17 protein-coding genes and 1 pseudogene are annotated in these 22,851 nt (G+C 75.0%); 8 read left to right on the forward strand and 10 right to left on the reverse strand.

The features are described 5' to 3' along the window. The first annotated feature begins 9 nt into the window (after nucleotides 1-9). From ACRYM6_RS02980 to ACRYM6_RS03000, 5 genes and pseudogenes are all read left to right on the forward strand, one after another. Nucleotides 10-834: a hypothetical protein gene (locus ACRYM6_RS02980; RefSeq protein ID WP_432541044.1), complete on the forward strand. Its 825-nt coding sequence runs from the start codon at nucleotides 10-12 to the stop codon at nucleotides 832-834. Nucleotides 835-864: 30 nt separating this feature from the next. Continuing rightward, a complete protein-coding gene (locus ACRYM6_RS02985) occupies nucleotides 865-1,443 on the forward strand; it encodes a TerD family protein (RefSeq protein WP_432541045.1) in 579 nt (192 codons plus the stop codon). A 14-nt stretch (nucleotides 1,444-1,457) separates the two neighbouring features. Further along, on the forward strand, nucleotides 1,458-2,666 hold the full coding sequence (locus ACRYM6_RS02990; RefSeq protein ID WP_432541047.1) for an HpcH/HpaI aldolase/citrate lyase family protein: 1,209 nt from the start codon (nucleotides 1,458-1,460) through the stop codon (nucleotides 2,664-2,666). Next, a pseudogene (locus ACRYM6_RS02995) lies at nucleotides 2,663-5,214 on the forward strand (phosphoribosyltransferase). Before ACRYM6_RS02990 ends, ACRYM6_RS02995 begins: the two are co-directional and overlap by 4 nt. After that, complete coding sequence (locus tag ACRYM6_RS03000) at nucleotides 5,214-6,029, forward strand: HAD family hydrolase (protein WP_432541048.1); 816 nt, start codon at nucleotides 5,214-5,216, stop codon at nucleotides 6,027-6,029. The pseudogene ACRYM6_RS02995 and the gene ACRYM6_RS03000 overlap by 1 nt, the downstream one beginning before the upstream one ends. On the opposite strand, the gene ACRYM6_RS03005 is transcribed toward ACRYM6_RS03000, so the two are convergent. The 7 genes from ACRYM6_RS03005 to ACRYM6_RS03035 all read right to left on the reverse strand — a co-directional run bounded on the left by ACRYM6_RS03005 (nucleotide 5,962) and on the right by ACRYM6_RS03035 (nucleotide 13,282). Further along, nucleotides 5,962-6,501 carry a hypothetical protein gene (locus ACRYM6_RS03005; protein WP_432541050.1) on the reverse strand — a complete coding sequence of 180 codons (540 nt, stop codon included), beginning with the start codon at nucleotides 6,499-6,501 and terminating at the stop codon, nucleotides 5,962-5,964. The two genes, ACRYM6_RS03000 and ACRYM6_RS03005, sit on opposite strands and share 68 nt — an antisense overlap. A gap of 61 nt (nucleotides 6,502-6,562) precedes the next feature. Continuing rightward, complete coding sequence (locus ACRYM6_RS03010) at nucleotides 6,563-7,369, reverse strand: alpha/beta fold hydrolase (protein WP_432541052.1); 807 nt, start codon at nucleotides 7,367-7,369, stop codon at nucleotides 6,563-6,565. Continuing rightward, the gene (locus tag ACRYM6_RS03015) at nucleotides 7,366-8,421 is read right to left on the reverse strand and encodes a PLP-dependent cysteine synthase family protein (RefSeq protein WP_432541053.1); all 1,056 of its coding nucleotides are present in this window, start codon (nucleotides 8,419-8,421) and stop codon (nucleotides 7,366-7,368) included. Before ACRYM6_RS03015 ends, ACRYM6_RS03010 begins: the two co-directional genes overlap by 4 nt. A gap of 74 nt (nucleotides 8,422-8,495) precedes the next feature. Then, complete coding sequence (locus ACRYM6_RS03020; RefSeq protein ID WP_432541054.1) at nucleotides 8,496-9,386, reverse strand: carbohydrate ABC transporter permease; 891 nt, start codon at nucleotides 9,384-9,386, stop codon at nucleotides 8,496-8,498. Beyond that, nucleotides 9,386-10,303 carry a carbohydrate ABC transporter permease gene (locus tag ACRYM6_RS03025; protein ID WP_432541055.1) on the reverse strand — a complete coding sequence of 306 codons (918 nt, stop codon included), beginning with the start codon at nucleotides 10,301-10,303 and terminating at the stop codon, nucleotides 9,386-9,388. The genes ACRYM6_RS03020 and ACRYM6_RS03025 overlap by 1 nt, the downstream gene beginning before the upstream one ends. A gap of 43 nt (nucleotides 10,304-10,346) precedes the next feature. Beyond that, nucleotides 10,347-11,591, reverse strand: coding sequence for an ABC transporter substrate-binding protein (locus tag ACRYM6_RS03030; RefSeq protein ID WP_432541056.1), 1,245 nt, complete (start codon nucleotides 11,589-11,591; stop codon nucleotides 10,347-10,349). A 71-nt stretch (nucleotides 11,592-11,662) separates the two neighbouring features. After that, nucleotides 11,663-13,282 (reverse strand): glycoside hydrolase family 13 protein, encoded by a 1,620-nt coding sequence (locus tag ACRYM6_RS03035; protein ID WP_432541058.1) that lies wholly within the window; start codon nucleotides 13,280-13,282, stop codon nucleotides 11,663-11,665. 87 nt (nucleotides 13,283-13,369) lie between these two features. On the opposite strand from ACRYM6_RS03035, the gene ACRYM6_RS03040 reads away from it, so the two are divergent. Beyond that, nucleotides 13,370-14,551, forward strand: a complete 1,182-nt coding sequence (locus ACRYM6_RS03040; protein WP_432541060.1) for an ROK family protein — start codon at nucleotides 13,370-13,372, stop codon at nucleotides 14,549-14,551. Between the two features lie 6 nt (nucleotides 14,552-14,557). Here the strand turns inward: ACRYM6_RS03040 and panB are convergent, their stop codons facing one another. Next, nucleotides 14,558-15,379 carry a 3-methyl-2-oxobutanoate hydroxymethyltransferase gene (gene panB / locus ACRYM6_RS03045; protein WP_432541062.1) on the reverse strand — a complete coding sequence of 274 codons (822 nt, stop codon included), beginning with the start codon at nucleotides 15,377-15,379 and terminating at the stop codon, nucleotides 14,558-14,560. Nucleotide 15,380: 1 nt separating this feature from the next. Continuing rightward, nucleotides 15,381-17,135: an NAD+ synthase gene (locus tag ACRYM6_RS03050; protein WP_432541064.1), complete on the reverse strand. Its 1,755-nt coding sequence runs from the start codon at nucleotides 17,133-17,135 to the stop codon at nucleotides 15,381-15,383. 171 nt (nucleotides 17,136-17,306) lie between these two features. Between ACRYM6_RS03050 and ACRYM6_RS03055 the strand changes: the two genes are divergently transcribed. Together ACRYM6_RS03055 and ACRYM6_RS03060 are read left to right on the forward strand one after the other, a co-directional pair. Beyond that, complete coding sequence (locus tag ACRYM6_RS03055; protein ID WP_432541065.1) at nucleotides 17,307-18,650, forward strand: glutamine synthetase family protein; 1,344 nt, start codon at nucleotides 17,307-17,309, stop codon at nucleotides 18,648-18,650. Nucleotides 18,651-18,660: 10 nt separating this feature from the next. Then, entirely contained in the window at nucleotides 18,661-21,798 is a 3,138-nt protein-coding gene (locus ACRYM6_RS03060; protein ID WP_432541067.1) for a bifunctional [glutamine synthetase] adenylyltransferase/[glutamine synthetase]-adenylyl-L-tyrosine phosphorylase, read from the forward strand. 4 nt (nucleotides 21,799-21,802) lie between these two features. Here the strand turns inward: ACRYM6_RS03060 and fgd are convergent, their stop codons facing one another. After that, entirely contained in the window at nucleotides 21,803-22,825 is a 1,023-nt protein-coding gene (fgd, locus tag ACRYM6_RS03065; RefSeq protein ID WP_432541068.1) for a glucose-6-phosphate dehydrogenase (coenzyme-F420), read from the reverse strand. Nucleotides 22,826-22,851: the final 26 nt, after the last annotated feature.

Below are 22,851 nucleotides of genomic sequence, written 5' to 3' on the forward strand. Positions count from 1 at the left end.
GGACGGCGGGTGAGCGGGACCGGGGGACAGCCGGCGGAGGCGGTCCACAACTTCCTGGGGCACCCCGTGCCGCGTCGCAGCACGCGCACGCTCGCCGACCACCTGCACCCCCGTCCCGCCCCGGCCCGGCCCCCGCGGCCGGCACCGGCTCCCGCCGCCCCACCCGCGACCCGGCCCGCTCCCGCGCCGGCGCCCCCGCCGGCCGCGGTCGTCGGGCGGGCCCGCGCCGCGGAGCGCCGCGTCGTCCTGGACGACGAGCGTCCCGTCCTGACCATCCCCGCGGCCGAGCGCGGGTCGGGGACCCTGCGGTTCACCCTGGAGTGGGACCAGCTGGTCACCGCCTCGGGCCTGCACCGCTCCACCGACCTGCACCTGGGCTGCTTCTGGCAGACCCGCGACCGGCACTCCGGCGCCCTGCAGTCCCTCGGCGACCTGCTCGCCGCCCCCGGCTTCGGCGCCCGGCAGGTCCTGCGGCTGGGCGCGCGCGGCGAGCAGACCGGGGAGGAGGTCCTCGGTGACGCCGCCCACCTGGGGCTGATGCGCCGGATGTTCTTCTACGCCTACGCCGTGGGGCCCCGCCCGCCGGACTACGCGCGGCTGGCGCCGCGGCTGACCATCGGCCGCCGCGGCGGGGGCAGCGTGCAGCTGTGGGCGCAGGACCCGCCCCCCGGGGCCCGCACCTGCGTGCTCGCCTCCCTGCACGACGTGGGCGGCGACCTCGTGGTGCGCCGCGAGAACGACTTCTTCCCCGGCCCGGCCCGCGAGGCCGGGCTCGCCCACGGGTTCGACGACCTCGACTGGAACGCCGAGGGCACGATCCCGCGGGCCTCCTGACCCCGACCACCCACCACCCGAGGAGAACCCGTGGCCGTCAGCCTCACCAAGGGCCAGAAGCTGTCGCTGAGCAAGTCCGGCGGCGGTGAACTCACCCGCGTCTTCATGGGTCTCGGCTGGGACGCCGTGGCCAAGGGCCTGTTCCGCAAGAAGGCCGTCGACATCGACCTCGACGCCAGCGTCCTGCTCTTCGACGCCCGCGGGAAGGTCGTCGACGAGGTGTGGTTCCAGCAGCTGCGCAGCAAGGACGGGTCGGTCACCCACACCGGGGACAACCTCACCGGCGAGGGCGAGGGCGACGACGAGGTCGTCTACGTCGACCTGCCCGCCGTGCCCGCCGCCGTCACCACGCTCGTCTTCGTCGTCTCCAGCTTCACCGGCCAGGACTTCTCCCAGGTCCAGAACGCCGTCTGCCGCCTCGTCGACGCCGCCGGGCCCACCCCCGTCGAGCTGGCCCGCTACGCGCTGTCCGACGCCGGCCCGCACACCGCGCAGGTCATGGCGAAGCTGACCCGCGAGGGGTCGGGCTGGGCGATGACCGCGATCGGCGCCCCCGCCAACGGCCGGCACATCCGCGACCTGCGCGACGCCGTCGCCGCGCACGTGTAGGACGCGCGACGCACGTGCGGCACTTCTCCACCCTCGACCCCGGACAGCACCGGCGGCTGTTCCTCCACCCCCCGCGGGCGCTCGACCTCGGCGCCGGCCGCGACGAGCTCGCGGTGGCGCTCGGGGCGACCCTGTACTGCCCGGCGACGCGCGAGCGGCTGGCCGGGGACCTGCTGAAGCTGGCCGGCCGCGGCGTCCTGTCCGCCGTGGCCTGCCTGGAGGACTCCGTGCCGGACGACGCCGTCGCCCGCGCCGAGGAGGTCCTCGTCCGGGAGCTGGCCGGGCTGGCCCGCACCCCGGCGTGGGTCGACGGGCCGCCGCTCATGCTGTTCGTGCGCCCGCGCACCCCCGAGCAGCTGCTCAGGGTCGTCGAGCGCGCCGGCGTCGGCCTCGACTGCCTGCTGGGGTTCGTCGTGCCGAAGTTCGGCGGCGCCGGGCAGCCCCCGCCCAAGGAGTGGCTGCAGGCCGTGCAGGCGGCCTCGGACCGCGCCGGGCGCCGGTTGTGGGCGATGCCCGTCCTGGAGAGCCGGGACATCGCGCACCTCGACACCCGGCAGGCGGCGCTGTTCGCCATCCGCGAGGTCCTCGACGCCCACCGCGACGTCGTCCTGGCCGTCCGCACCGGGGCCACGGACCTGTCCGCGGCCTACGGCCTGCGCCGCCCGCGCGGGCAGACGGTGTGGGACGTGCGGGTCGTGGCGGACGTGCTGGGCGACGTCATCAACGTCCTGGGCCGGGCCGACGGCACCGGGTACCCGATCACGGCGCCCGTCTGGGAGCACTTCAGCTCCGGCGAGCGCGTCTTCCGGACCTCCCTGTCGGCCGGGCCGTTCGCCGAGGGCGCCGAGGAGCTGCGCGAGCAGCTCATCGCCGACGACCTCGACGGCCTGGTCCGCGAGCTCGTCCTGGACCGGGTCAACGGCCTGCAGGGCAAGACCGTCATCCACCCCTCGCACGTCGCGGTGGTGCACGCCACGTCGGTGGTGACCCACGAGGACTTCTCCGACGCCAGCGACGTCGTGGCCCAGTCCGGGGGCGGGGCGATGGCCTCGTCGTACCGCAACAAGATGAACGAGGCCGGCCCGCACCGCGCGTGGGCCGAGAGGGTCCTGCGGCGCGCCGGGGCCTTCGGCGTCGCCCGCGAGGACGTGTCCTACGCGCACCTGCTGCAGGCCCAGGACGAGGCGTGGCGCGCCGTCCGCGCCCGGGGGGCGGACGCGTGAGGGGCACCGGCACGGGGGCGCCGACCGGGGCCTGGGTCGCCGACCGCCTCGGCGTCCGGGTCCACGGCGGGCCCGGCGTCGACGGCCTCGACGTCCACGACCTGCTGGGGCTGGCGCTGCGGCGCAACCCCCGCCGCGCGCACCTGCTCGTCAGCCGCGTCCTGGGCAAGCACGTCCCCACCGACCCGCGCCTGGTGCGGGCCGCGGGCCTGCGCCTCGGCGCGCAGGTCGCCGCCGTGCTGGGGTTCCCCGACGCCCCCGGGGCCGGCACCGGGACCTGGCGGGCGGCCCTGGACGGCGACCCGGTCGCCACCAGCGCCGTCCTGGCCGGGGCGCTGCGCTGCCCGGCCCGCCCCGACGCCGTCGTGGTCGGCTACGCCGAGACGGCCACCGGGCTGGGTCAGACCGTGGCCGAGGCCCTCGGCTGCGCCGGGCTGCACTCCACCCGCCGCGAGGTGCCGGGGGCGGTCGACTGGGCCGGGTTCGAGGAGGAGCACTCGCACGCCACCGGTCACCGCCTGCTGCCGGCCGACCCGGCCGTGCGGGCGGCGCTGGCCGACCCCGAGGCGCCGGTCGTCCTCGTCGACGACGAGCTGTCCACGGGCCGGACGGTCGCGAACACCCTGCGGGCCGTGCACGCGCTCACCGCGCACCGGCACTACGTCGTCGCGGGCCTGGTGGACCTGCGCTCGGCGGCCGACCGGGAGCGGCTGGCGGACCTGGCCGCCGAGCTCGGCGCACGCGTCGACGTCGTCGCGCTCGCGCGCGGCGGGGTCGACCTGCCCGCGGACGTCCTGCGCCGCGGCGCCGAGCTCGTCTCGGGCGTGCAGCCGGTCGTGCCGGCGGCGCGCCCGGAGGCCGCCGCCGAGCCCGTGCGGGTCGACTGGCCCGCGGGCCTGCCCACCACGGCGCGCTTCGGCACCGCCGGTGACCACGGGCTGCGGCTGAGCGGGGCCGACCTCGTGCGGCACCTGCTGCCCGAGCTGCCCGCGGGGGCCGAGGTCCTGGTGCTGGGGACCGAGGAGCTGATGCACGCCCCCCTGGCGGTGGCGACCCAGCTGGCGGAGCGGTTCGCCGGGACGGTGCGGTTCTCCTCCACGACCCGCTCACCGGTCCTGGCCGTCGACGACCCCGGGTACGCCGTGCGCGGGTCCGTCGCGTTCGCCTCCCACGACCCCGCCCAGGACGGCCCGGGCGTCCGGTACGCCCACAACGTCGCCCGCGACCGCCCCTGGGACGTCGTGCTGCTCGTCGTGGACTCGGCCTCGGACCCGGCGGCGCTGCACGCCCCCGACGGCGCGCTGGCCGCGCTGGCCCCGCACGCCGGGCGGCTGCTGCTCGCCACCCTGCCGGCCGACCGCTGGCCCACCGACCCCGTGAGGAACCCCGTGAGGAACACCGAGTGAACCTGCCCCCCGCCCTGTCGGGACCGCACTTCGGGTCCTACGCGCCGGACGAGGTGAGCTGGTTGCTCACCGACCTGTCGCACGCCGAGCTCGAGGCCCCCGCCGAGGAGCGCGAGGAGGCCATCCAGAGCGGCGGCGCGCACTACGCCGAGTCGCTGCCGGTGGAGTACCAGCCCAGCCCGGAGTACCAGCGGCTGTTCCTCGACGCGCTGGCGCGCGGGGCCCGCCGGGTGGCGCTGGGGGTGGGGGTGGTCGCCGAGCTGCTGCGCGCCGAGCGGGGCGAGGACCTGCTGCTGGCGTCGCTGGCGCGGGCCGGGACGCCGGTGGGGGTCCTGGTGCGGCGGTGGGCGGCCCGGCAGGGGCTGCACTGGCCGCACGTCGCGGTGTCCATCGTGCGCGGCAGGGGCATCGACGAGGTGGCGCTGGCCTGGATCGCGGCGCACCACGACCCGGCGCGGGTCGTCTTCGTGGACGGCTGGACGGGCAAGGGCGCCATCGTGCGGGAGCTGTCCGCGGCGCTGGCCCGGTTCCCCGGGTTCAGCGACGACCTGGCCGTGCTGGCCGACCCGGGGCGGTGCGTGCGGACGTTCGGGACCCGCGAGGACTACCTCGTCCCCTCGGCGTGCCTGAACTCGACGGTGTCGGGCCTGGTCTCGCGCACCGTCCTGAACGACCGGCTCACCGGCCCGGGGCAGTTCCACGGCGCGAAGTTCTACGCCGACCTCGCCGGGGCGGACCTGTCGAACCGGTTCCTCGACGAGGTGACGTCCTGGTTCGACGACGTCGCCGCCGAGGTCCCCGCCGCGGTGGAGGCGGTGCGCTCGGGGGACCGGGAGGCGGCGTTCACGGGCTGGGCCGAGGTCGAGCGGGTCAGCGAGCACTACGGCATCGGGGACGTGAACCTCGTCAAGCCGGGCGTGGGGGAGACGACGCGGGTCCTGCTGCGCCGCGTCCCGTGGCGGGTCCTGGTCCGGCCGGCGGCCGAGCTGACCCACCCCGACGACCTGGCCCACGTCCGGCTGCTGGCGCAGCAGCGCGGTGTCGCGGTCGAGGAGGTCCCGGGCCTGGCGTACTCGGCCATCGGCCTGATCCACCCGCGGTTCACCCGCGGGGCCACCGGCGCGGACGGCAGGGCCGTCTGATGGGGTTCCTCGCGGCCAGCGACCTGGACCAGACGCTGGTGTTCTCGGCGCGCTCGGCGCAGGCCGACGTCGCCTCGCTCGTGCCCGTCGAGGAGTACCGCGACGCGACGATCTCGTGGGTGACGCCCGCGGCGTGGTCGCTGTTCGCCGACCTCGTCGCCTCGGACCGGTTCGTGCCGGTGACGACGCGCACGGTGGAGCAGTACCGGCGGATCCGCTGGCCGGTGCGCCCGCCGCGGTTCGCGGTGTGCGCCAACGGGGGCGTCGTCCTCGTCGACGGCGAACCCGACGCCGCGTGGGCGGCCGCGGTGCGCGGGCGGCTGGCGGGGTGCGCGCCGCTGCCGGACGTCCTGGCGGCGCTGACCCGGCTGGCGCGCGAGCTCGTCGCCGTGGTCCCGGGGTCGCAGGAGCCGTCGGTGCGGGAGGTCCCCGGGTTGTTCGGGTACGTGGTGCTGCGCGACGGTCAGCGCGCGGCGCTGGAGGGGGCCCGGCTCGGGGAACTCACCCGGCTGCTCGACGGCTGGGGTTTCACGGTGTCGCTGCAGGGCCGCAAGCTGTACGCCGTCCCGCGGCCGCTGACGAAGTCCGCCGCGGTCGCCGAGGTCGTGTCCCGCTGCGGCGCGGAGGGTTTCGTCGCGGCGGGCGATTCGCTGCTGGACGTCGACCTGCTCGTCGCGGCCCGCGCGGCGCGCCGTCCCCGGCACGGGGAACTGCTGCGGACCGGGTGGGAGCACCCGGGCGCCGAGCTCACCGACGCGGTGGGGGCGGCGGCCGGAGAGGAGATCGCGCGCTGGCTGCTGGCCGCCACCGCGTGAGCAGCACCCCGGCCGCCGCGACCGCGGCCAGGCCGACGGCCCAGCGGACGGCCGGTCCGCCGGGCGGGTGGACCAGGACCTCGGCGAGCGCCCCCAGCGGGACGACGAGCCGGGCGAGCAGCCCGATCGGCCCGGCGTCGTGCAGGCGGGTCCCGGCCAGGCCCAGCAGCGGGCAGCACACCAGGGCCGCGGCCGCCCAGAACGGGAACCGGCCGGCGGCGGCGGTGAACGGCACGCCGCGCACGGCCGCGTCCACGACGTAGAACGACGCCAGCCCGATCGTCCCGGACAGCCAGCCGCCCACCGCCGCCCGCCACGGCGTGCGCAGGACCGCACCGGCCAGGACGGCGAGCCCGGCCCAGGCGAACCCCGCGTTCAGCACGAGGCCGGCGGTGCGCAGCGGGCCGGGGGCGCTGTCCAGGAGGGCGTTGAGGGCGCCGAAGGCCACCGCGACGGCCGGCACGAGGATCACGTCCCGGACGGTACGCAGCTCAGGGCGCCGCGGCGGGCCCGTGCGCCGGACCGGCCGCGCCTCAGCGCGAGATCTCCACGAGCACCGACAGGTGCCCGGCGCCAGGCACGGTGACGAGGTCGGCCCCGGGGACCGCGGCGGCCAGCCGGCGGGCGTGCGCGACCGGGACGACGAGGTCGGCCTCGCCGTGCACGAGGACCACCGGGGCGGTGATCGTCGCGAGGTCGAACCCCCACGGGGTCACGAGGGCGACGTCGTCGTCGACCTCGCCGCCCGGCCCGCCGGCGGTGGCCTCCTGCACGACCGTGCCGAACCACCCCCAGGGCCCGTCCAGCGCGGCGAGGTCGTCGGCGGTGAAGTCGGGCTCGCCGGGTGCGAACCCCTCGCGGGCCGCGCGGCCCTCCAGGGCCCGGGTGAGGGTGGCGCGCGAGGCCGGGCCCATCCCGGCGAACCAGTCCTCCCCGGTGAAGGGGGCCGGGCCGGAGACCGCCAGGACGGAGGTGACCCGGTCGGGCAGCAGGGCGGCGGTGGCCAGCGCGTGCGGTGCGCCGCCGGAGTGCCCGACCGCGCGGCAGGTCGCGACGCCGAGGTGGTCCAGGACGGCGCGCACGTCGGCGGCGACGTCGGCGACGGCGCGGCCCGGGGTGCGCGGGGACCGGGCGTAGCCGGGGCGGTCGACGCCGATCCAGCGGGTGGCGGTCTCCCGCCACGGCGCGGGTGGTTCCCCCGTGCCCGGGGTCCCGCCGTGCCAGAGCACCACGTCCCCGGAGCCGTCACCCGAAGCACCGGGGTCCGTGCCGGTGTCGTGGATCCCGAGGGTGCGCCCGTCGGGCAGGCGGAGCTCGGTGCGGGTCACGCTGCGGGTCACGGGAAGAAGGGTTCCACCGCGGCCCGCCCGGCGTCCAGGTCGAACCCCCTGGCCCGCAGCCAGTCGTCGTCCCAGTACGTGTCGAGGTAGCGGTTCCCGTCGTCGCAGACCAGCGTCACCACCGACCCGGCCCGGCCCTCCCGGCGCATGCGGTCCACCAGCCGCAGCGCGACCGACAGGTTCGTCCCCGTCGAGGCGCCCGCCCGGATCCCGGTGCGCTCGAACAGGATCCGCATCGCGGCGACGGACTCGTCGTCGGGGACGGTGAACACCTCGTCGATGACCGAGGGCACGAACGACGGCTCGACGCGGGGCCGCCCGATGCCCTCGATGCGCGAACCGCGCCCGGTGACCGTCCGCGAACCGGTGCGCCAGGCCTGCGCGAACGCCGAACCCTCCGGGTCGGCGACCGCGAGCCGCGTCGCGTGCTGGGCGTACCGGCAGTAGCGGCCGATGGTCGCGCTCGTCCCGCCGGTGCCGGCGCCGACGACGATCCACTCCGGTTCGGGGTGGGGTTCGAGGGCCAGCTGCTCGAAGATGGAGCAGGCGATGTTGTTGTTGCCGCGCCAGTCGGTGACGGTCGAGGCCATCGCGAACTGGTCGAGGTAGAACCAGCCGTCCTGCGCGCCGAGGTGCTCGGCGGCGGCGTAGACCTCCCCGGGGTCGTCGACGAGGTGCAGGCGCCCGCCCTGGCGCCGGATGAGGTCGAGCTTGGCGGCCGACGTCTGCGCCGGGACGACCGCGACGAACCCCAGGCCGAGCAGCCGCGCGAAGTAGGCCTCCGAGACGGCCGTGGACCCGCTGGAGGCCTCCACCAGCGTCGTCCCGGCGGTGATGTCGCCGTTGCTGAGCCCGAACAGGAACAGCGACCGCGCGAGCCGGTGCTTCAGCGACCCGGTGGGGTGCGTCGACTCGTCCTTGAGGTAGAGCCGCACCCCCCACTGCGCGGGGAGGTCGAACACCCGCAGGTGGGTGTCGGCGCTGCGGTTGGCGTCGGCCTGGACGACGCGCACGGCGTTGTGCACCCAGTCGCGGTCCTCGTGCGAGCTCATCGGGTGACGGTACCGGCCCTCCGCGACCGGGGACGCAGCTGTCCCCGACCGCGGGGGGCGGCAGGCTCACCGGGCTACTTGATGGCCCCGCGGGTGACGCCGCTCATGACCCACCGCTGGGCCAGGACGTAGACGAGGATCGTCGGCGCCATCGCCATCAGGTAGGACGCGAAGGCGACGTTGTAGTCGGTGCTGAAGGCGCGCTGGAAGATCTGCAGCAGCACCGGCAGGGTCTGCATGTCGGCCTCGGCGGTGATGAGCGAGGGCATCATGTAGTCGTTCCAGCTGGCCAGGAACGCGAAGATCCCGACGGTCGCGTTCATGGGGGCCAGCAGCGGGAAGACGATCCGCCAGAACACCTGCCACGTCGAGGCGCCGTCGATGCGGGCGCTCTCCTCCAGCTCGTCGGGGATGGACCGCAGGAACGCGGAGTACAGCAGCACGCTGAACGACATCTGGAACATGATGTGCAGCAGGACGACGCCGCCGGGGTTGTCCAGGCCCAGCGTCGCGGTGAGCTTGACCTGCGGCAGGGCCAGGACGGGGAACGGGATGAACATCGCCGCGAGCAGGTAGACGTAGGAGTACCGGAAGAGCTTGTGCTCCCAGTTGCGGACGATGGCGTACGAGGCCCAGCTGGCCAGCAGCAGGCAGCCGATGACGCTCAGCGCGCTGATGGCCGCCGAGATCGCCAGGCCGCGGCCGAACCCGGTGAGCGTCCACCCCTCGGCGAAGCTGCCGAAGTTCAGCGGCCACGGGAAGTCGAACCCGGAGCCGGCGACGGCCTCCTCGGGCGTCTTCAGGGCCATGGCGACGGAGAAGTACAGCGGGACGAGCACGGTGAGGGAGCAGACCCCGAGGACGATCGTCAGCGCCCAGCCCTTGCGGGGCTTGCGGCCGACGACGGCCAGGTCGTGGTGGGTGCGGGTCGTGGTGGGGATGGTGGTCGGGTCGATGGCGGTCATCAGAGCTGCACCCCTCGGCGACGGATCAGCTGCAGTTGCAGGATCGAGATGACGACGGTGAGGACGAAGAACACCAGGGCGTTCGCCATCTGGTAGGAGTAGTCGCCGTTGGTGAACCCGGAGAAGATCACCATCGAGACGCTGCGCGTCGCGGTGCCGGGGCCGCCGTCGGTGAGGCCGACGATGATGTCGTAGGTGCTGAGGAAACCCTTGAACCCGAGCACGGTGTTGATGATGACGTACCCCCACATGAGCGGCAGGGTGATCGAGAAGAACTGCCGCGAGGCTCCCGCGCCGTCGAGGGCGGCGGCCTCGTAGACCTCGTCGGGTACGGCGAGCAGCCCGGCGATGTAGATGATCATCGCGCCGGGGACGGCCTGCCAGGTCGTGACGATGACGACCGCGAACCACGCCCAGTCCGGGTTGGCCAGCAGGCTGGTCTGCAGGGCGGGGACGGCGTCGAACACCTGCGGGATCGACGTCGAGAACAGGTAGTTGAACACGAAGGCGATGACGATCCCGGACACGACCATCGGGATGAAGAAGACGCTGCGCAGGAACGTCTTGGCGTGGATCTTCGCGTTCAGGCCCAGCGCCAGCAGCAGGGCGATGACGTTGGTGAGGACGACCGTGACGAGCGCGAAAAGCAGGGTGAACCCGTAGGCGTCGCGGATGTTCGGGTCGGTGAACAGGACCCGGAAGTTGGAGAACCCCACGACGTCGAAGTCGCCGAACCCGATGTAGTTCGTGAGGCTGACCCCGGCCCCCAGCAGCGCGGGCACGGTGATGAACAGGGTGAACAGGGTGATCGTCGGCAGCAGGAACAGGTAGAAGGTGGGGTCGACACGCTTGCGGGGCCGGCGCTGGACCGCGAGGCGGTCGGCGGCGGTGCCGGTCGTGCGGGTGGTGGTGGCCATCGGGACTCCGTCGTCGTCGAGGGGTGTCGCTCGGCAGGGGGGATCAGACCGCGTCGCGTGCGGCGAGGCGCCCCCAGTCCTCGTCGAGCCGGCGCAGCATGGTGTCGGAGTCGCCGGTGAACACGGCGTCTTGGACGTAGTTCCCCACGGGGACGCCGGGCGGGATGTAGGTGTTGGCGCCCTGGTAGATCCGGCCCTCGGCCAGGCTCGCCTGCAGGCCCGCCATGCGCGGGTCCGTCTGCGGCGGGGCGCCCTTGAGCGGCGACGTGGCGAGGTTGTCGCCGTTGTACCGGCCGATGACGTCCGGCGACATCAGCCACGACACGAACGCGCGGGCCTCCTCCTGGTGCGGGGAGGACTTCGGGATCCACAGCGACAGGTCGAGGTTCACCCGGGTCCGGGCCTCGGCGGGGTCCTCGGTGGCCGGCATCGGGAAGGTGTCCACCGGCAGGTCGGGGTCGACCTTGGAGACCTCGTTGAGGGCCCACGGCCCCTGCAGGTACATGGCGGCCTCACCGCGCCCGAACGCGAGGTTCCCGTCGGGGTAGGTGCGGCTGGCGTTGTCGGGGTTGGCGTGCCGGGAGAACTCGACCATCTTGCGGCCGGCCTCCCCGAACGTCTCCAGGAACGTCACGTCCTCGCCGGACTTCAGCGCCTCGTAGAACGCGGCGACGTCGGCGGCGCTGCCGGTGGTGTAGTCGAACAGGCCCTGGGCCAGGGTCCACACCTCGGCGGAGGTCAGCTCGACGGGAACGACGCCGTTGGCGGCGAACGTCTCGCAGGCCGCGATGAGCTCGGACCAGGTGGTGGGGACCGCCACGCCGTTCTGCTCGAACAGCGCCTTGTTGTAGAGGACGCCGGCCGCGGTGATCGAGTAGGGCAGGACGCTCGTCTCGCCCCGGTGGTTGGCGAACTGGTCCACGAGGTCCTGGTACTGCGGGTCGACGCTGTCGGCCTCGGGGGTCCCGGCCAGGTCGACCAGGACGCCGGTGGAGACGAACGAGGCGGTCTCCAGGTTGTAGTTGAACATGCCCACGTCCGGCGGCGCGCCGCGGACGAACTGCGCGGTCAGCGACGTCTGCGAGGAGTCGTGGACGACCCAGATGTCGCTCTGGGACCGGTTGAACTCCTCCACCAGGCCCGAGACGTACTCGATGACCTCGGTCTTGGACTCGAACAAGCGGATCGTGGTCCGGCCCTGCGACCCCGCGGGCGCGCCGCAGGCGGCCAGTCCCGCCGTCGCGGCGGCGGCGCCGAGGAAGGTCCTCCGGCTGGTTCTCGATGGCACGAGCGGTCCCTCCGTCGAGTTCCCGCGCGGGCACCGTCGCCCGCGCGGGTCGTGCGGATCCCCCAGGGGGATCAGGCGGGCTCGTCCTCGAGCCACACCGTGGTGTCCTGGGGGACCAGGTTCCCCCGCAGCGGTCCGCTGCACAACACGACCCGCCCGGCGGGCAGTTCCACTCCCGGGTGGGAGAAGTTCGTCAGGACGGTCCAGCCACCCGGACGGGTGAAGGTCACGACGCCCTCGGGGGAGGGCAGCCAGGTCAGGTCGTCGCCGGTCCGCAACCGGCGCCGCGCGGCGAGGGCCTGCCGGTAGAATTCCAGCGTGGAGCCCTCCACGCCGTCCTGGCGGTCGACGGCGACGTCGGCGAACCACGACGGCTGCGGCAGGTGCGCGCCGCCGGACCCGAAACCGTGCGAGGGGCCGGCCGCGGTCCACGGGATCGGGACCCGGCAGCCGTCGCGGCCCTTCTGCTCGCCGCCGGAGCGGCGCCACGTGGGGTCCTGCAGGGCGGCCGGGGACAGGTCGGCGACCTCGGCCAGCCCCAGTTCCTCCCCCTGGTACAGGTAGGTGCTGCCGGGCAGGGCGAGGATGAACGCCGTCGCGGCCCGGGCGCGGCGCAGCCCGCCGTCGGCGTCGGGGACGGGGTCCTTGCCCTCGGACAGCAGCCAGGCGTTCTCGTCGGTCCCCGGCGGTAGCGCGTAGCGGCTGGCGTGGCGCACGACGTCGTGGTTGGACAGCACCCACGTCGAGGAGCTGCCGGCCTCCTCGGCGAACCGCAGGTTGTCGGTGACGACCTCGCGGAAGGCGGCGGCGTCGAAGTCGGCCTTGAGCAGGTCGAAGTTGAACGCCTGGCCCAGGCCCTCGGGGGAGGCGTAGCGGGCGCGGCGGTGCGCCGGGACCCAGGCCTCGGCGACGGCGGTGCGGGGCGGGTCGTAGCGGTCGAACAGCTCGCGCCACTGCGCGTAGACCTCGTGCACCTCGTCGCGGTCGAACAGGGGGTGCGAGCCGTCGAGGAGGCCGGCCAGCTCGGCCTTCGACGGCAGCGGCTCGGTGAGGTCCTTGGTGAGGGCGTGGGCGACGTCGATGCGGAAGCCGTCGACGCCGCGGTCGGCCCAGAACCGCAGGGTGCGCAGGTGGTCGGCGCGCACGTCGGGGTGGGCCCAGTTCCAGTCGGGCTGCTCGGGGGCGAACAGGTGCAGGTACCAGTCGCCGTCACCGACGGGTTCCCACGCCGGCCCGCCGAAGGCCGCGGTCCAGTCGCTGGGCGGCAGCTCGCCGTCGGCGCCGCCGCCGCGGCGGAACACGTACCGCTCCCGCTCGGGGGAGCCGGGCCCGGCGGCCAGCGCCTCCCGGAACCACGCGTGCCGGTCGGAGGAGTGGTTGGGGACGATGTCCACGACGAGCTTGATGCCGGCGCCGTGCAGCGCGGCGACCAGCTCGTCGAACTGCTCGAGGGTGCCGATGCGGGGGTCGACGTCGCGGTGGTCGTCGACGTCGTAGCCGCCGTCGGCCAGGGCCGAGGGGTAGAAGGGCGAGAGCCAGACGGCGTCGACGCCGAGCCGGCGCAGGTACGGCACCCGGGAGGTGATGCCGGGCAGGTCGCCGACGCCGTCGCCGTTCGAGTCGGCGTAGCTGCGCGGGTACACCTGGTAGACGACGGCCTCGCGCCACCAGTCGTTCGGGTTCGTGCTCACGCGGATCTCCGATGATCGACACTTGATCTGGGGCCTAAATCTAAGGGCTGGCTAAAGTGTGCCCAGCCGGTGGGAAGGGGTCAAGGGGTGGCGCAGGGGGTTTCGGTCACGCGGCGGCTGCGCGACGACAACGCGCTCGCCGTGCTGCACCACGTCTGGGACCTGCCCCCCGCGCCGGACGGCTCCGAACCCGGCGTCACCGGCACCGACCTCATGGCCGCCACCGGGCTGTCCCGCGCCACCGTGCACGACGTCTGCGACGAGCTCATCGGCCGCGGGTGGCTGCGCGAGCTGCCCAACGGCCGCGCCGCGGGGGACTACACCAAGGGCCGCCCCGCGCGCCGGTACGCCTTCGACGTCCTCGCCGGCACCGTCGTCGGCGTCGACGCCGGCCAGCACCGCATCGCCGCCCGCGTCGCCGACCTGCGCGGCCGGACCCTGGCCGAGGCGGCGCAGACCGTCGACCACGACCCCGCGCGCACCCCCGCCGCCGACCGGCTCGACGCCGTCGGCGCCACCGCCCGGCGGGCGCTGGCCGCCGCCGGGTCCCCGGCCGTCCTCGCCGTCGCCGTCGGGGTCCCGGCCCCCGTGGCCCCCTCCGGGCGCACCGAGTTCACCGGGAACCCGTACTGGCGGTTCATGAACCCCGACCTCGCCGCCCACCTGGCCGACCGCCACGGCTGGCGCGCGCTCGTCGAGAACGACGCCAACCTCGCCGCCCTGGCCGAGGGGTGGCTGGGCAGCGGCCGCGGGGTGCGCAACCAGGTCACGCTGCTGGCCGGCGAGCGCATCGGCGCCGGGGTCGTCGACGACGGCCGGCTGCTGCGCGGCGCCCGCGGCGGCGTCGGGGAGATGCGCTACCTCGACATCGTCGAGGGCGTCGGGTCGGCCGACGGCCTCGGGAAGGTCCTGCGCGACCTCGTGCGCGCCGCCGGCGGGACCGGCGCCGCCGAGGACGTCGTGGCCGCCGCGGAGGCGGGGGAGGAGCTCGCCGGGTCGCTGCTCGCGGTCGCCGCCGAGCGGCTCACCCGCGTCGTGGTCTCGCTGGCCAGCCTCTTCGACCCCGAGCGCGTCGTCGTGGCCGGCGGTGGCGCCGGCGCCGGCGGGGTCGTGGACCGCGTCAACGCCGCGCTGCCCCGGTTCCTCGACGAGCCGCACCCGGTGGTCGTGGCCTCCACCCTGGGCCGTGACGTCGTCGTCCTCGGGGCGGTGCGCCGGGCGCTGGACGAGGTGCGCCGCGACGCCCTCGTCCTGACCCTGGAGCGCTGAGCGCGCTCAGAAGGAGTGCTCGGGCCCGGGGAAGGAGGAGTCGCGCACCGCCGCGGCGTACTCCCGGGCCGCCGCGTCCAGCTGCCCGCGCAGGTCGGCGAACTTGCGGACGAACTTCGCCGTCCGGTCCGACAGGCCCGCGAAGTCCTGCCACACCAGGACCTGCGCGTCGCAGCCCGGACCCGCGCCGATGCCGACGGTCGGGATCGCCAGGGACCGGGTGACCTGCTCGGCCACCGCGGCCGGGACCATCTCCAGCACCACCGAGAACGCCCCCGCCTCCGCGACCGCGCGGGCGTCGGCGAGCACCTGCTCGGCCGCCTCGCCCCGGCCCTGCACGCGGTACCCGCCCAGCGCGTGCTCGGACTGCGGGGTGAACCCGACGTGGGCCATCACCGGCACCCCGGCCGCCACGACGGCCCGCACCCGCGAGGCCGTGCGCAGGCCGCCCTCCAGCTTCACCGCGTGCGCGCCGCCCTCCTTCATCAGCCGCACCGCCGAGAGCACCGCCTGCTCGTCGGAGGCCTCGTAGGAGCCGAACGGCAGGTCCGCCACCACCAGCGCGTGCGGCGCCCCGGCCACCACCGCCCGGGTCAGCGGCAGCAGGTGCTCCAGCGTGACCGGCAGGGTGCTCGACATCCCGAACACCGTGTTCGCCGCCGAGTCGCCCACCAGCAGCACCGGGATCCCGGCCTCGTCGAAGACCTGCGCCGTCATCGCGTCGTAGCTCGTGAGCATCGCCCACCTCTCCCCGGCGTCCTTCCACTCCCGCAGGTGGTGGACGCGGGTCCGGCGCCGCCGCGCGGGGGCCTCGGTGGCGTACGGCACCTCAGCGCTCCCCGGTCGTCGCGGCCGAGTGCACCGGCTCGACCGCCCGCGGCTCGCGCCAGCGGTTCGTGATGGGCAGCCGCCGGTCCCGGCCGAAGGCCTTGAAGGAGATCTTCGGGCCCGGGGCGAACTGCCGCCGCTTCCACTCCGCCCGGTCGACCAGCGTCACGATCGAGTCGACGAGCGTGCCGTCGAACCCGGCCGCCAGCATGTCCGCGCGGCCCTTGTCGCCCTCGACGTAGTCCTCCAGGATCGCGTCGAGCACGTCGTACGGCGGCAGGGAGTCCTGGTCGACCTGGCCCGGGCGCAGCTCGGCCGACGGCGGCTTGGTGATGGTGTTCTCCGGGATCGGCGGCCGCTCCCCGCGCGCCACCGCCTCGGCGTTGCGCCAGCGCGACAGCTCCCACACCAGCGTCTTGGGCACGTCCTTCAGCGGTGCGTACCCGCCGACGGAGTCCCCGTACAGCGTCGAGTACCCCACCGCGAGCTCGCTCTTGTTGCTCGTCGCCAGGGTCAGGTGCCCCTCCTGGTTGGCCAGGCCCATGATCGTCGTCCCGCGCACCCGCGCCTGCAGGTTCTCCTCCGCGACCCCCTGCAGCGGGACCGTCGCCAGGAACGCCTCGACCATCGGCGCGATCGCGAACTGCCGGTACTCGAAGCCGCAGCGGTCGGCCAGGTCCCGCGCGTCGTCCTGGGAGTGCTGGCTGGAGTACGCCGACGGCAGCGAGATGCCCACGACGTTCCCCGCGCCGATCGCGTCGCAGGCCAGGGAGGCCACCAGCGCCGAGTCGATGCCGCCGGAGACGGCGATGACGACCGAGCGGAAACCGTTCTTGCGCACGTAGTCCCGCAGGCCCAGGACGATCGCGGCGTGGACGTCGGCGACGTCGGGCAGCGGCTCGTGCACCGGCGCGGTGCGCGGCTCGTACGCCGGCACCGGGTCGGTGCTCACCGTGACGCGCGCGATGCGCTCCTCCCAGCCCGGCGTCCGCACCGCCTCGGGCAGGTCCAGGTCCGTCACCACCAGGGACTCCTCGAACTGCGGCCCGCGCGCCAGCACCGTCCCGTCCGCCGCGACGACCAGCGAGTCCCCGTCGAAGACCAGCTCGTCCTGGCCGCCGACGGCGTTGACGTAGGCGATCGGGCAACCGGCCTCCGCCGCGCGCCGCGCGACCAGCTCCAGCCGCACGTCGTCCTTGTTGCGCTCGTACGGCGAGCCGTTCAGGACCGCGAGCAGCCCCGCCCCGGCGTCGTCGGCCATCTGCACCGGGCCGCCGTCCTGCCACAGGTCCTCGCAGATCGCGATCGCCACGTCCACCCCGTGCACCCGCGCGACCAGCAGGTCGTCGCCGGGGGTGAAGATGCGGTACTCGTCGAACACGCCGTAGTTGGGCAGGTGGTGCTTGGCGTAGCGCCCCACGACCCGGCCCCCGTGCAGGACCGCCGCGCAGTTCTGCGGCCGCCCCTTCCCCTCGTGGTGGTCGACGTACCCCACCACGACCGTCACCTCGCCGTGGCCGTCGTCGGCCAGCTCGGCCGCCAGCCGCCCCACGGCCCGCCGGGAGGCGTCGACGAAGGACCGCCGCAGCGCCAGGTCCTCCACCGGGTAGCCCGTGACCGCCGTCTCGGGGAACAGCACCAGGTGCGCGCCCTCGCGCGCCGCCCGGCCCGTCCACTCCCGGATCGCCGCGACGTTCCCGTCGAGGTCGCCGACGGTCGTGTCGATCTGGGCCATGGCCACGCGCAGCTGGGGCATGGCACCAGCCTAGTGAGCCCGCCGCGCGGGCCCCGGCGCGGTCCGGCCGCGGCGCGGACCCGGGGTGCGGGACCGGCCCGGTGCCCCGGTGCGCGATGATGACCGCACCGACCCGCGCGGGGCAGCGGGGACCGCGCGGTCCCGGCGAACGGAGCGAGCAGAGAGGGTGCCATGGACCGCCAGCAGGAGTTCGTCCTCCGGACGCTGGAGGAGCGGGACATCCGCTTCGTCCGGCTCTGGTTCACCGACGTCATCGGGACGCTGAAGTCCGTCGCGATCGCCCCCGCCGAGCTCGAGGGCGCCTTCGGCGAGGGCATCGGCTTCGACGGCTCGGCCATCGAGGGGCTCAGCCGCGTCTCGGAGTCGGACATGCTCCTGCAGCCCGAGCCGTCCACGTTCCAGGTGCTGCCGTGGCGCTCCAGCGACGAGCACCAGGGCACCGCGCGCATCTTCTGCGACATCCTCACCCCCGACGGGCAGCCGGCGCGCTCGGACCCGCGGTTCGTCCTCAAGCGGGCCCTCGACAAGGCCGCCCAGGCGGGCTACACGTTCTACACGCACCCCGAGATCGAGTTCTACCTCTTCAAGGGGCCGCTGGAGCGGGGCCAGACGCCCGAGCCGGTCGACTACGTCGGGTACTTCGACAACCACCCCGGCAGCACCACGACGGACTTCCGCCGCACCGCCATCTCCACGCTGGAGAGCATGGGCATCTCGGTCGAGTTCAGCCACCACGAGGGCGGCCCCGGCCAGAACGAGATCGACCTGCGCTACGCCGACGCCCTGACGACCGCGGACAACATCATGACGTTCCGCACCGTCCTCAAGGAGGTCGCGCGCGACCAGGGCGTCTACGCCAGCTTCATGCCCAAGCCCCTCGCCGGGGAACCGGGGTCGGGCATGCACACCCACCTGTCGCTGTTCGACGGGGACTCCAACGCCTTCTACGAGGCCGGGGCGGAGTACCAGCTCTCCCGCACCGGCCGGCAGTTCATCGCCGGCATCCTGCGGCACGCCGCCGAGATCACCGCCGTCACCAACCAGTTCGTGAACTCCTACAAGCGGTTGTGGTCCGGCGGGGAGGCGCCCAGCTACATCTGCTGGGGGCACAACAACCGCTCCGCGCTCGTGCGCGTCCCCATGTACAAGCCGTCCAAGGGGCAGTCGGTGCGCGTGGAGTACCGCGCGCTGGACTCCGCCGCGAACCCGTACCTCGCGTTCGCCCTGCTGCTCAGCGCGGGCCTGAAGGGCATCGAGGAGGACTACGAGCTGCCCGACGGCGCCGAGGACGACGTGTGGTCGCTCACCGACGCCGAGCGCCGCTCCATGGGCATCGAGCCGCTGCCGCAGAGCCTGGAGCACGCCATCTACGTGATGGAGCGCTCCGAGCTCGTCGCCGAGACCCTCGGCGAGGGCGTCTTCGACTACTTCCTGCGCAACAAGCGCCAGGAGTGGGCCGACTACCGCGCCCAGGTGACCCCGTTCGAGCTCCAGCGGTACCTCCCGCTGCTGTGAGCGCCCCGCGATGAGCACCCCGGGCCGGCGGTCGTCGGCGGCCGCGCAGCTCGTCCGGGCCGGGTTCGCCGACCCCGAGCGCTCGCTGCGGCTGCTGCGCGACCCCGCCCTGGCCGGGGTCGTGCGGGCCGAGGGCGAGGCCGAGCTCGCCGCCGGCACCGGCGCGCTCGTGCGGGCGCTGGGCCGGACCGCCGACCCCGACCAGGCCCTGCTGGGCCTGGTCCGCTGGGCCGAGGCCCTCACCGCCGGGACCGACCGCGACACGCCCCCGGCCGACGCCGAGGTCGTGGCCGCCGCGCTCGACCTGCTGCGCGGCGGGGACGCCCCCGGGGCCGGCGGCACCCTCGCCCGGCTCCTCGGCGTCCTCGGCGGGTCGGTGGCCCTCGGCGACCACCTCGTGCGCCACCCCGGGCACTGGACGGTGCTCGTCTCGGCCGTGCCGCCGGACCCCGGCGAGCTGCGCGCCGAGCTGCTCACCGCCGTCGGCGCCGACCCCGGCGCCGCCGTCCCCGTCGCCGACCCCGGCCGCTGCCCGCGCGCCCCCGAGGACGAGCTGCGGATCGCCTACCGCCGCCGCCTGCTCGGGCTCGCCGGCCGCGACCTCGCCTCGCCCGACCCGCTGGCCGTCCTGCACGTCACCTCCGCCGAGCTCGCCGACCTCGCCGCGGCGGCCCTGGAAGCCGCCCTGGCCGTCGCCCGCGCCGAGCTGCCCGGCCACGACCCGGCCACCGGGCCCGGCTCCCACCGGGCCTGCCGGCTGGCCGTCATCGGCATGGGCAAGACCGGCGGCCGGGAGCTGAACTACCTGTCCGACGTCGACGTCGTGTACGTCGCCGAACCCGCGCCCGGGGCGGCCGAGGACGACGCCCTCGCCGTCGGCACCAAGCTGGCCGCCGCGCTGCAGCGGATCTGCTCGACCCCCACCGGCGAGGGCTCCCTGTGGGAGGTCGACGCCGCGCTGCGTCCCGAGGGCAAGGCCGGCCCGCTCGTGCGGACCCTGGCCAGCCACGTGGAGTACTACCGCCGCTGGGCCAAGACCTGGGAGTTCCAGGCCCTGCTGAAGGCCCGTCCCGTCGCCGGCGACGCCCACCTCGGCTGGGACTACCTCACCGCGATCGCCCCCATGGTGTGGAGCGCCAGCGAGCGCGACGGGTTCGTCGCCGAGGTGCAGGCCATGCGCCGACGCGTGGAGTCCCTCATCCCCTCCAAGGAGGCCGACCGGCAGCTGAAGCTGGGCTCGGGCGGGCTGCGCGACGTCGAGTTCAGCATCCAGCTGCTGCAGATGGTCCACGGCCGCAGCGACGAGCGGCTGCGGCGCAGCGCGAACACCCTCGAAGCCCTCGAGGCCCTCGCCGCCTACGGCTACGTCGGCCGCAGCGACGCCGGCGAGCTCGACCGCGACTACCGCCTGCTGCGGTCCCTGGAGCACCGCATCCAGGTCCACCGGATGCGCCGCACGCACGTCCTGCCCACCGCCGAGACCGACCTGCGCCGCCTCGGGCGGTCCCTGGGGCTGCGCCCGGACCCCGTCAAGGCCCTCGACGAGGTGTGGCGCGGCACCCGCCGCGACGTCCGGCGGCTGCACGAGAAGCTCTTCTACCGGCCGCTGCTGACCGCCGTCGCCAAGCTGCCCGCCGCCGACGCGCGCCTGGACGCGCAGCTGTCCACCGAGGCCGCCCGCGAACGGCTCGCCGCCCTCGGCTACCGCGACCCGGCCGGCGCCCTGCGCCACCTGCAGGCCCTCACCGGCGGGGTCAGCCGCCGCGCCAGCATCCAGCGCACCCTGCTGCCCGTCATGCTCGGCTGGTTCGCCGACGGCGCCGACCCCGACGCCGGGCTCCTCGCGTTCCGCCAGGTGTCCGAGGCGCTCGCCGGGACGCAGTGGTTCCTCACGATGCTGCGCGACGCCGGGGCCGCCGCCGAGCGCCTCGCCTACGTGCTCTCGGCCGCGCGGATGCCGACCGAGCTGCTGCTGCGCTCACCCGAGGCCGTCGCGGTGTTCGCCGACGACGACCGGCTCGCCGCCGAGGACGTCGACGAGGTCATCGCCGACGCCGAGGCCGCCGCCGGGCGCCGCGACGACCTCGACGCCGCGGTGCTCGCGGCCCGCGGGGTCCGCCGGCGCGAGCAGTTCCGCACCGTCGTCGCCGACCTCGTCGGCGCACGCGACCTCGCCGGGGTGGGCCGGGCCCTGGCCGACGCTGACCAGGCCGTCCTCGACGTCGCGCTGCGCCGCACCCTGCGCGAGGCCGAGCGCCGGTCCGGGCGGCCGCTGCCCACCCGCGTCCTCGTCGTCGGCATGGGCCGGCTCGGGGCGGGGGAGACGGGGTACGGCAGCGACGCCGACGTCCTGTTCGTCCACGACCCGCTGCCGGGCGCCGACGAGACGCACGCGCAGCAGGTCGCCACCGAGGTCGTCGCCGACCTGCGCCGCCGGCTGGGGGCCGCCGGACCCGAACCCGCGCTGGAGGTGGACGCCGACCTGCGCCCGGAGGGGCGCAACGGCCCGCTGGTGCGTTCCCTGGACAGCTACCGCGCCTACTACGGGCGCTGGTCGCTGTCCTGGGAGGCGCAGGCGCTGCTGCGGGCGCGCCCGGTCGCCGGCGACGCCGACCTCGGGGAACGCTTCCTGGCCCTCGTCGACCCGCTGCGCTGGCCCGCGGGGGGCCTGTCGGAGACCGACGTCCGCGAGGTGCGGCGCATCAAGGCCCGCGTCGAGGCCGAACGGCTGCCCCGCGGCGCCGACCCCGCCCGCCACCTGAAGCTGGGCCGCGGCGCGATCTCCGACGTCGAGTGGACCGCGCAGCTGCTGCAGCTGCAGCACGCCGCCGAGCACGAGGGGCTGCGCTCGCTGTCGACCCCCGGCGCCCTGCGCGCCGCGGCCGCGGCCGGGCTGGTGTCGGCCGAGGACGCCGACGTGCTGCTGACGGCGTGGGACCTCGCCTCCCGGGCCCGCAACGCCGTCGCGCTGTGGCGCGGGAAGCCCGGCGACTCCCTGCCCACCCAGGCCCGGGACCTGGACGGGGTGGCGCGCATGTTCGGCTTCGAGCCCGGCAGCTCCCGGGAGTTCGAGGAGCTGTACCTGCGCACCACCCGTCGCTGCCGGGCCGTCGTCGAACGCGTCTTCTACGGCCGCAGCGAGGTCTGAGCCGTCAGGGGCGCAGGAGCGGCACGACGTCGGCGGTGAACTGGGTCAGGAACCGGGACTGGTCGTGGCCGGGGGCGTGGAACACCAGGTGGGTGAACCCGGCGTCGACGTACTCCTGCACCCGGGCGGCGACCTCGGCGGGGTCGGAGGAGACGATCCAGCGCCTGGCGACCTGCTCGATGGGCAGCTCGTCGGCCAGCCGGGCCATCTCCACGGGGTCGTGCACCTGCGACTTCTGCTCCGCGGTCAGCGACAGCGGCGCCCAGAAGCGGGTGTTCTCCAGCGCCCGGTCGGGGTCCTCGTCGAAGGACAGCTTGATCTCGATGGTCCGGTCGATCCGGTCCTCGCCGCGCCCCGACGCCTCCAGCCCCTCCCGCAGCGCCGGCAGGAGCGTCTCGGAGTACAGGTCCATGCCCTTGCCGGAGGTGCAGATGTACCCGTCCCCGGCGCGGCCGGCGTACTTGGTGACGCCCGGCCCGCCGCCGGCGACGTAGATCGGGACCGGCTGCTCGGGGCGGTCGTAGACGGTGGCGTCGTGCAGGCGGTAGTAGTCGCCCTCGAAGGTGACGCGGTCCTCGGTCCACAGCCGCCGGATGAGCCGGACGGCCTCGCGCAGCCGGGCGAAGCGTTCCTTGACCTCGGGGAAGTCGACGCCGACGGCGTGCTCGTTGAGGGCCTCCCCGGTGCCGACGCCGAGGATCGCCCGGCCCGGGGCCAGGACCCCGAGGGTGGCGAAGGCCTGGGCGATGACGGCGGGGTTGTAGCGCAGGGTGGGGGTCAGGACGCTGGTGCCCAGCTGCACGCGGGACGTCTTCGCCGCGACCCACGGCAGCCAGGTCAGGGCCGAGGGGGCGTGCCCGTCGACGTGTCGCCAGGGCTGGAAGTGGTCGGAGATCCACACCGAGTCCAGGCCCTGCTCCTCGGCCTGCACGGCGAAGTCGGCCAGGGCGCCGGGGGTGAACTGCTCCGCGGACGCCTTGTAACCCAGCTTCAGAGGTTGACCGTGCGTGTCCACTGCTCGGCTCACGTTCTCCACCTTCTCCTCGTGCGGAC

Origin of the sequence: Kineococcus rugosus, from assembly GCF_050871975.1 — a bacterium.
GTDB lineage: Bacteria > Actinomycetota > Actinomycetes > Actinomycetales > Kineococcaceae > Kineococcus.

What these genes read in the sequence shown, in the direction of transcription:
- ACRYM6_RS03000 (WP_432541048.1), top strand. Translation starts at nt 5,214, where the DNA reads ATGGGGTTCCTCGCGGCCAGCGACCTGGACCAGACGCTGGTGTTCTCG.
- ACRYM6_RS03015 (WP_432541053.1), bottom strand. Translation starts at nt 8,421, where the DNA reads ATGAGCTCGCACGAGGACCGCGACTGGGTGCACAACGCCGTGCGCGTC.
- ACRYM6_RS03020 (WP_432541054.1), bottom strand. Translation starts at nt 9,386, where the DNA reads ATGACCGCCATCGACCCGACCACCATCCCCACCACGACCCGCACCCAC.
- ACRYM6_RS03025 (WP_432541055.1), bottom strand. Translation starts at nt 10,303, where the DNA reads ATGGCCACCACCACCCGCACGACCGGCACCGCCGCCGACCGCCTCGCG.
- ACRYM6_RS03050 (WP_432541064.1), bottom strand. Translation starts at nt 17,135, where the DNA reads ATGCCCCAGCTGCGCGTGGCCATGGCCCAGATCGACACGACCGTCGGC.
- ACRYM6_RS03055 (WP_432541065.1), top strand. Translation starts at nt 17,307, where the DNA reads ATGGACCGCCAGCAGGAGTTCGTCCTCCGGACGCTGGAGGAGCGGGAC.
- ACRYM6_RS03060 (WP_432541067.1), top strand. Translation starts at nt 18,661, where the DNA reads ATGAGCACCCCGGGCCGGCGGTCGTCGGCGGCCGCGCAGCTCGTCCGG.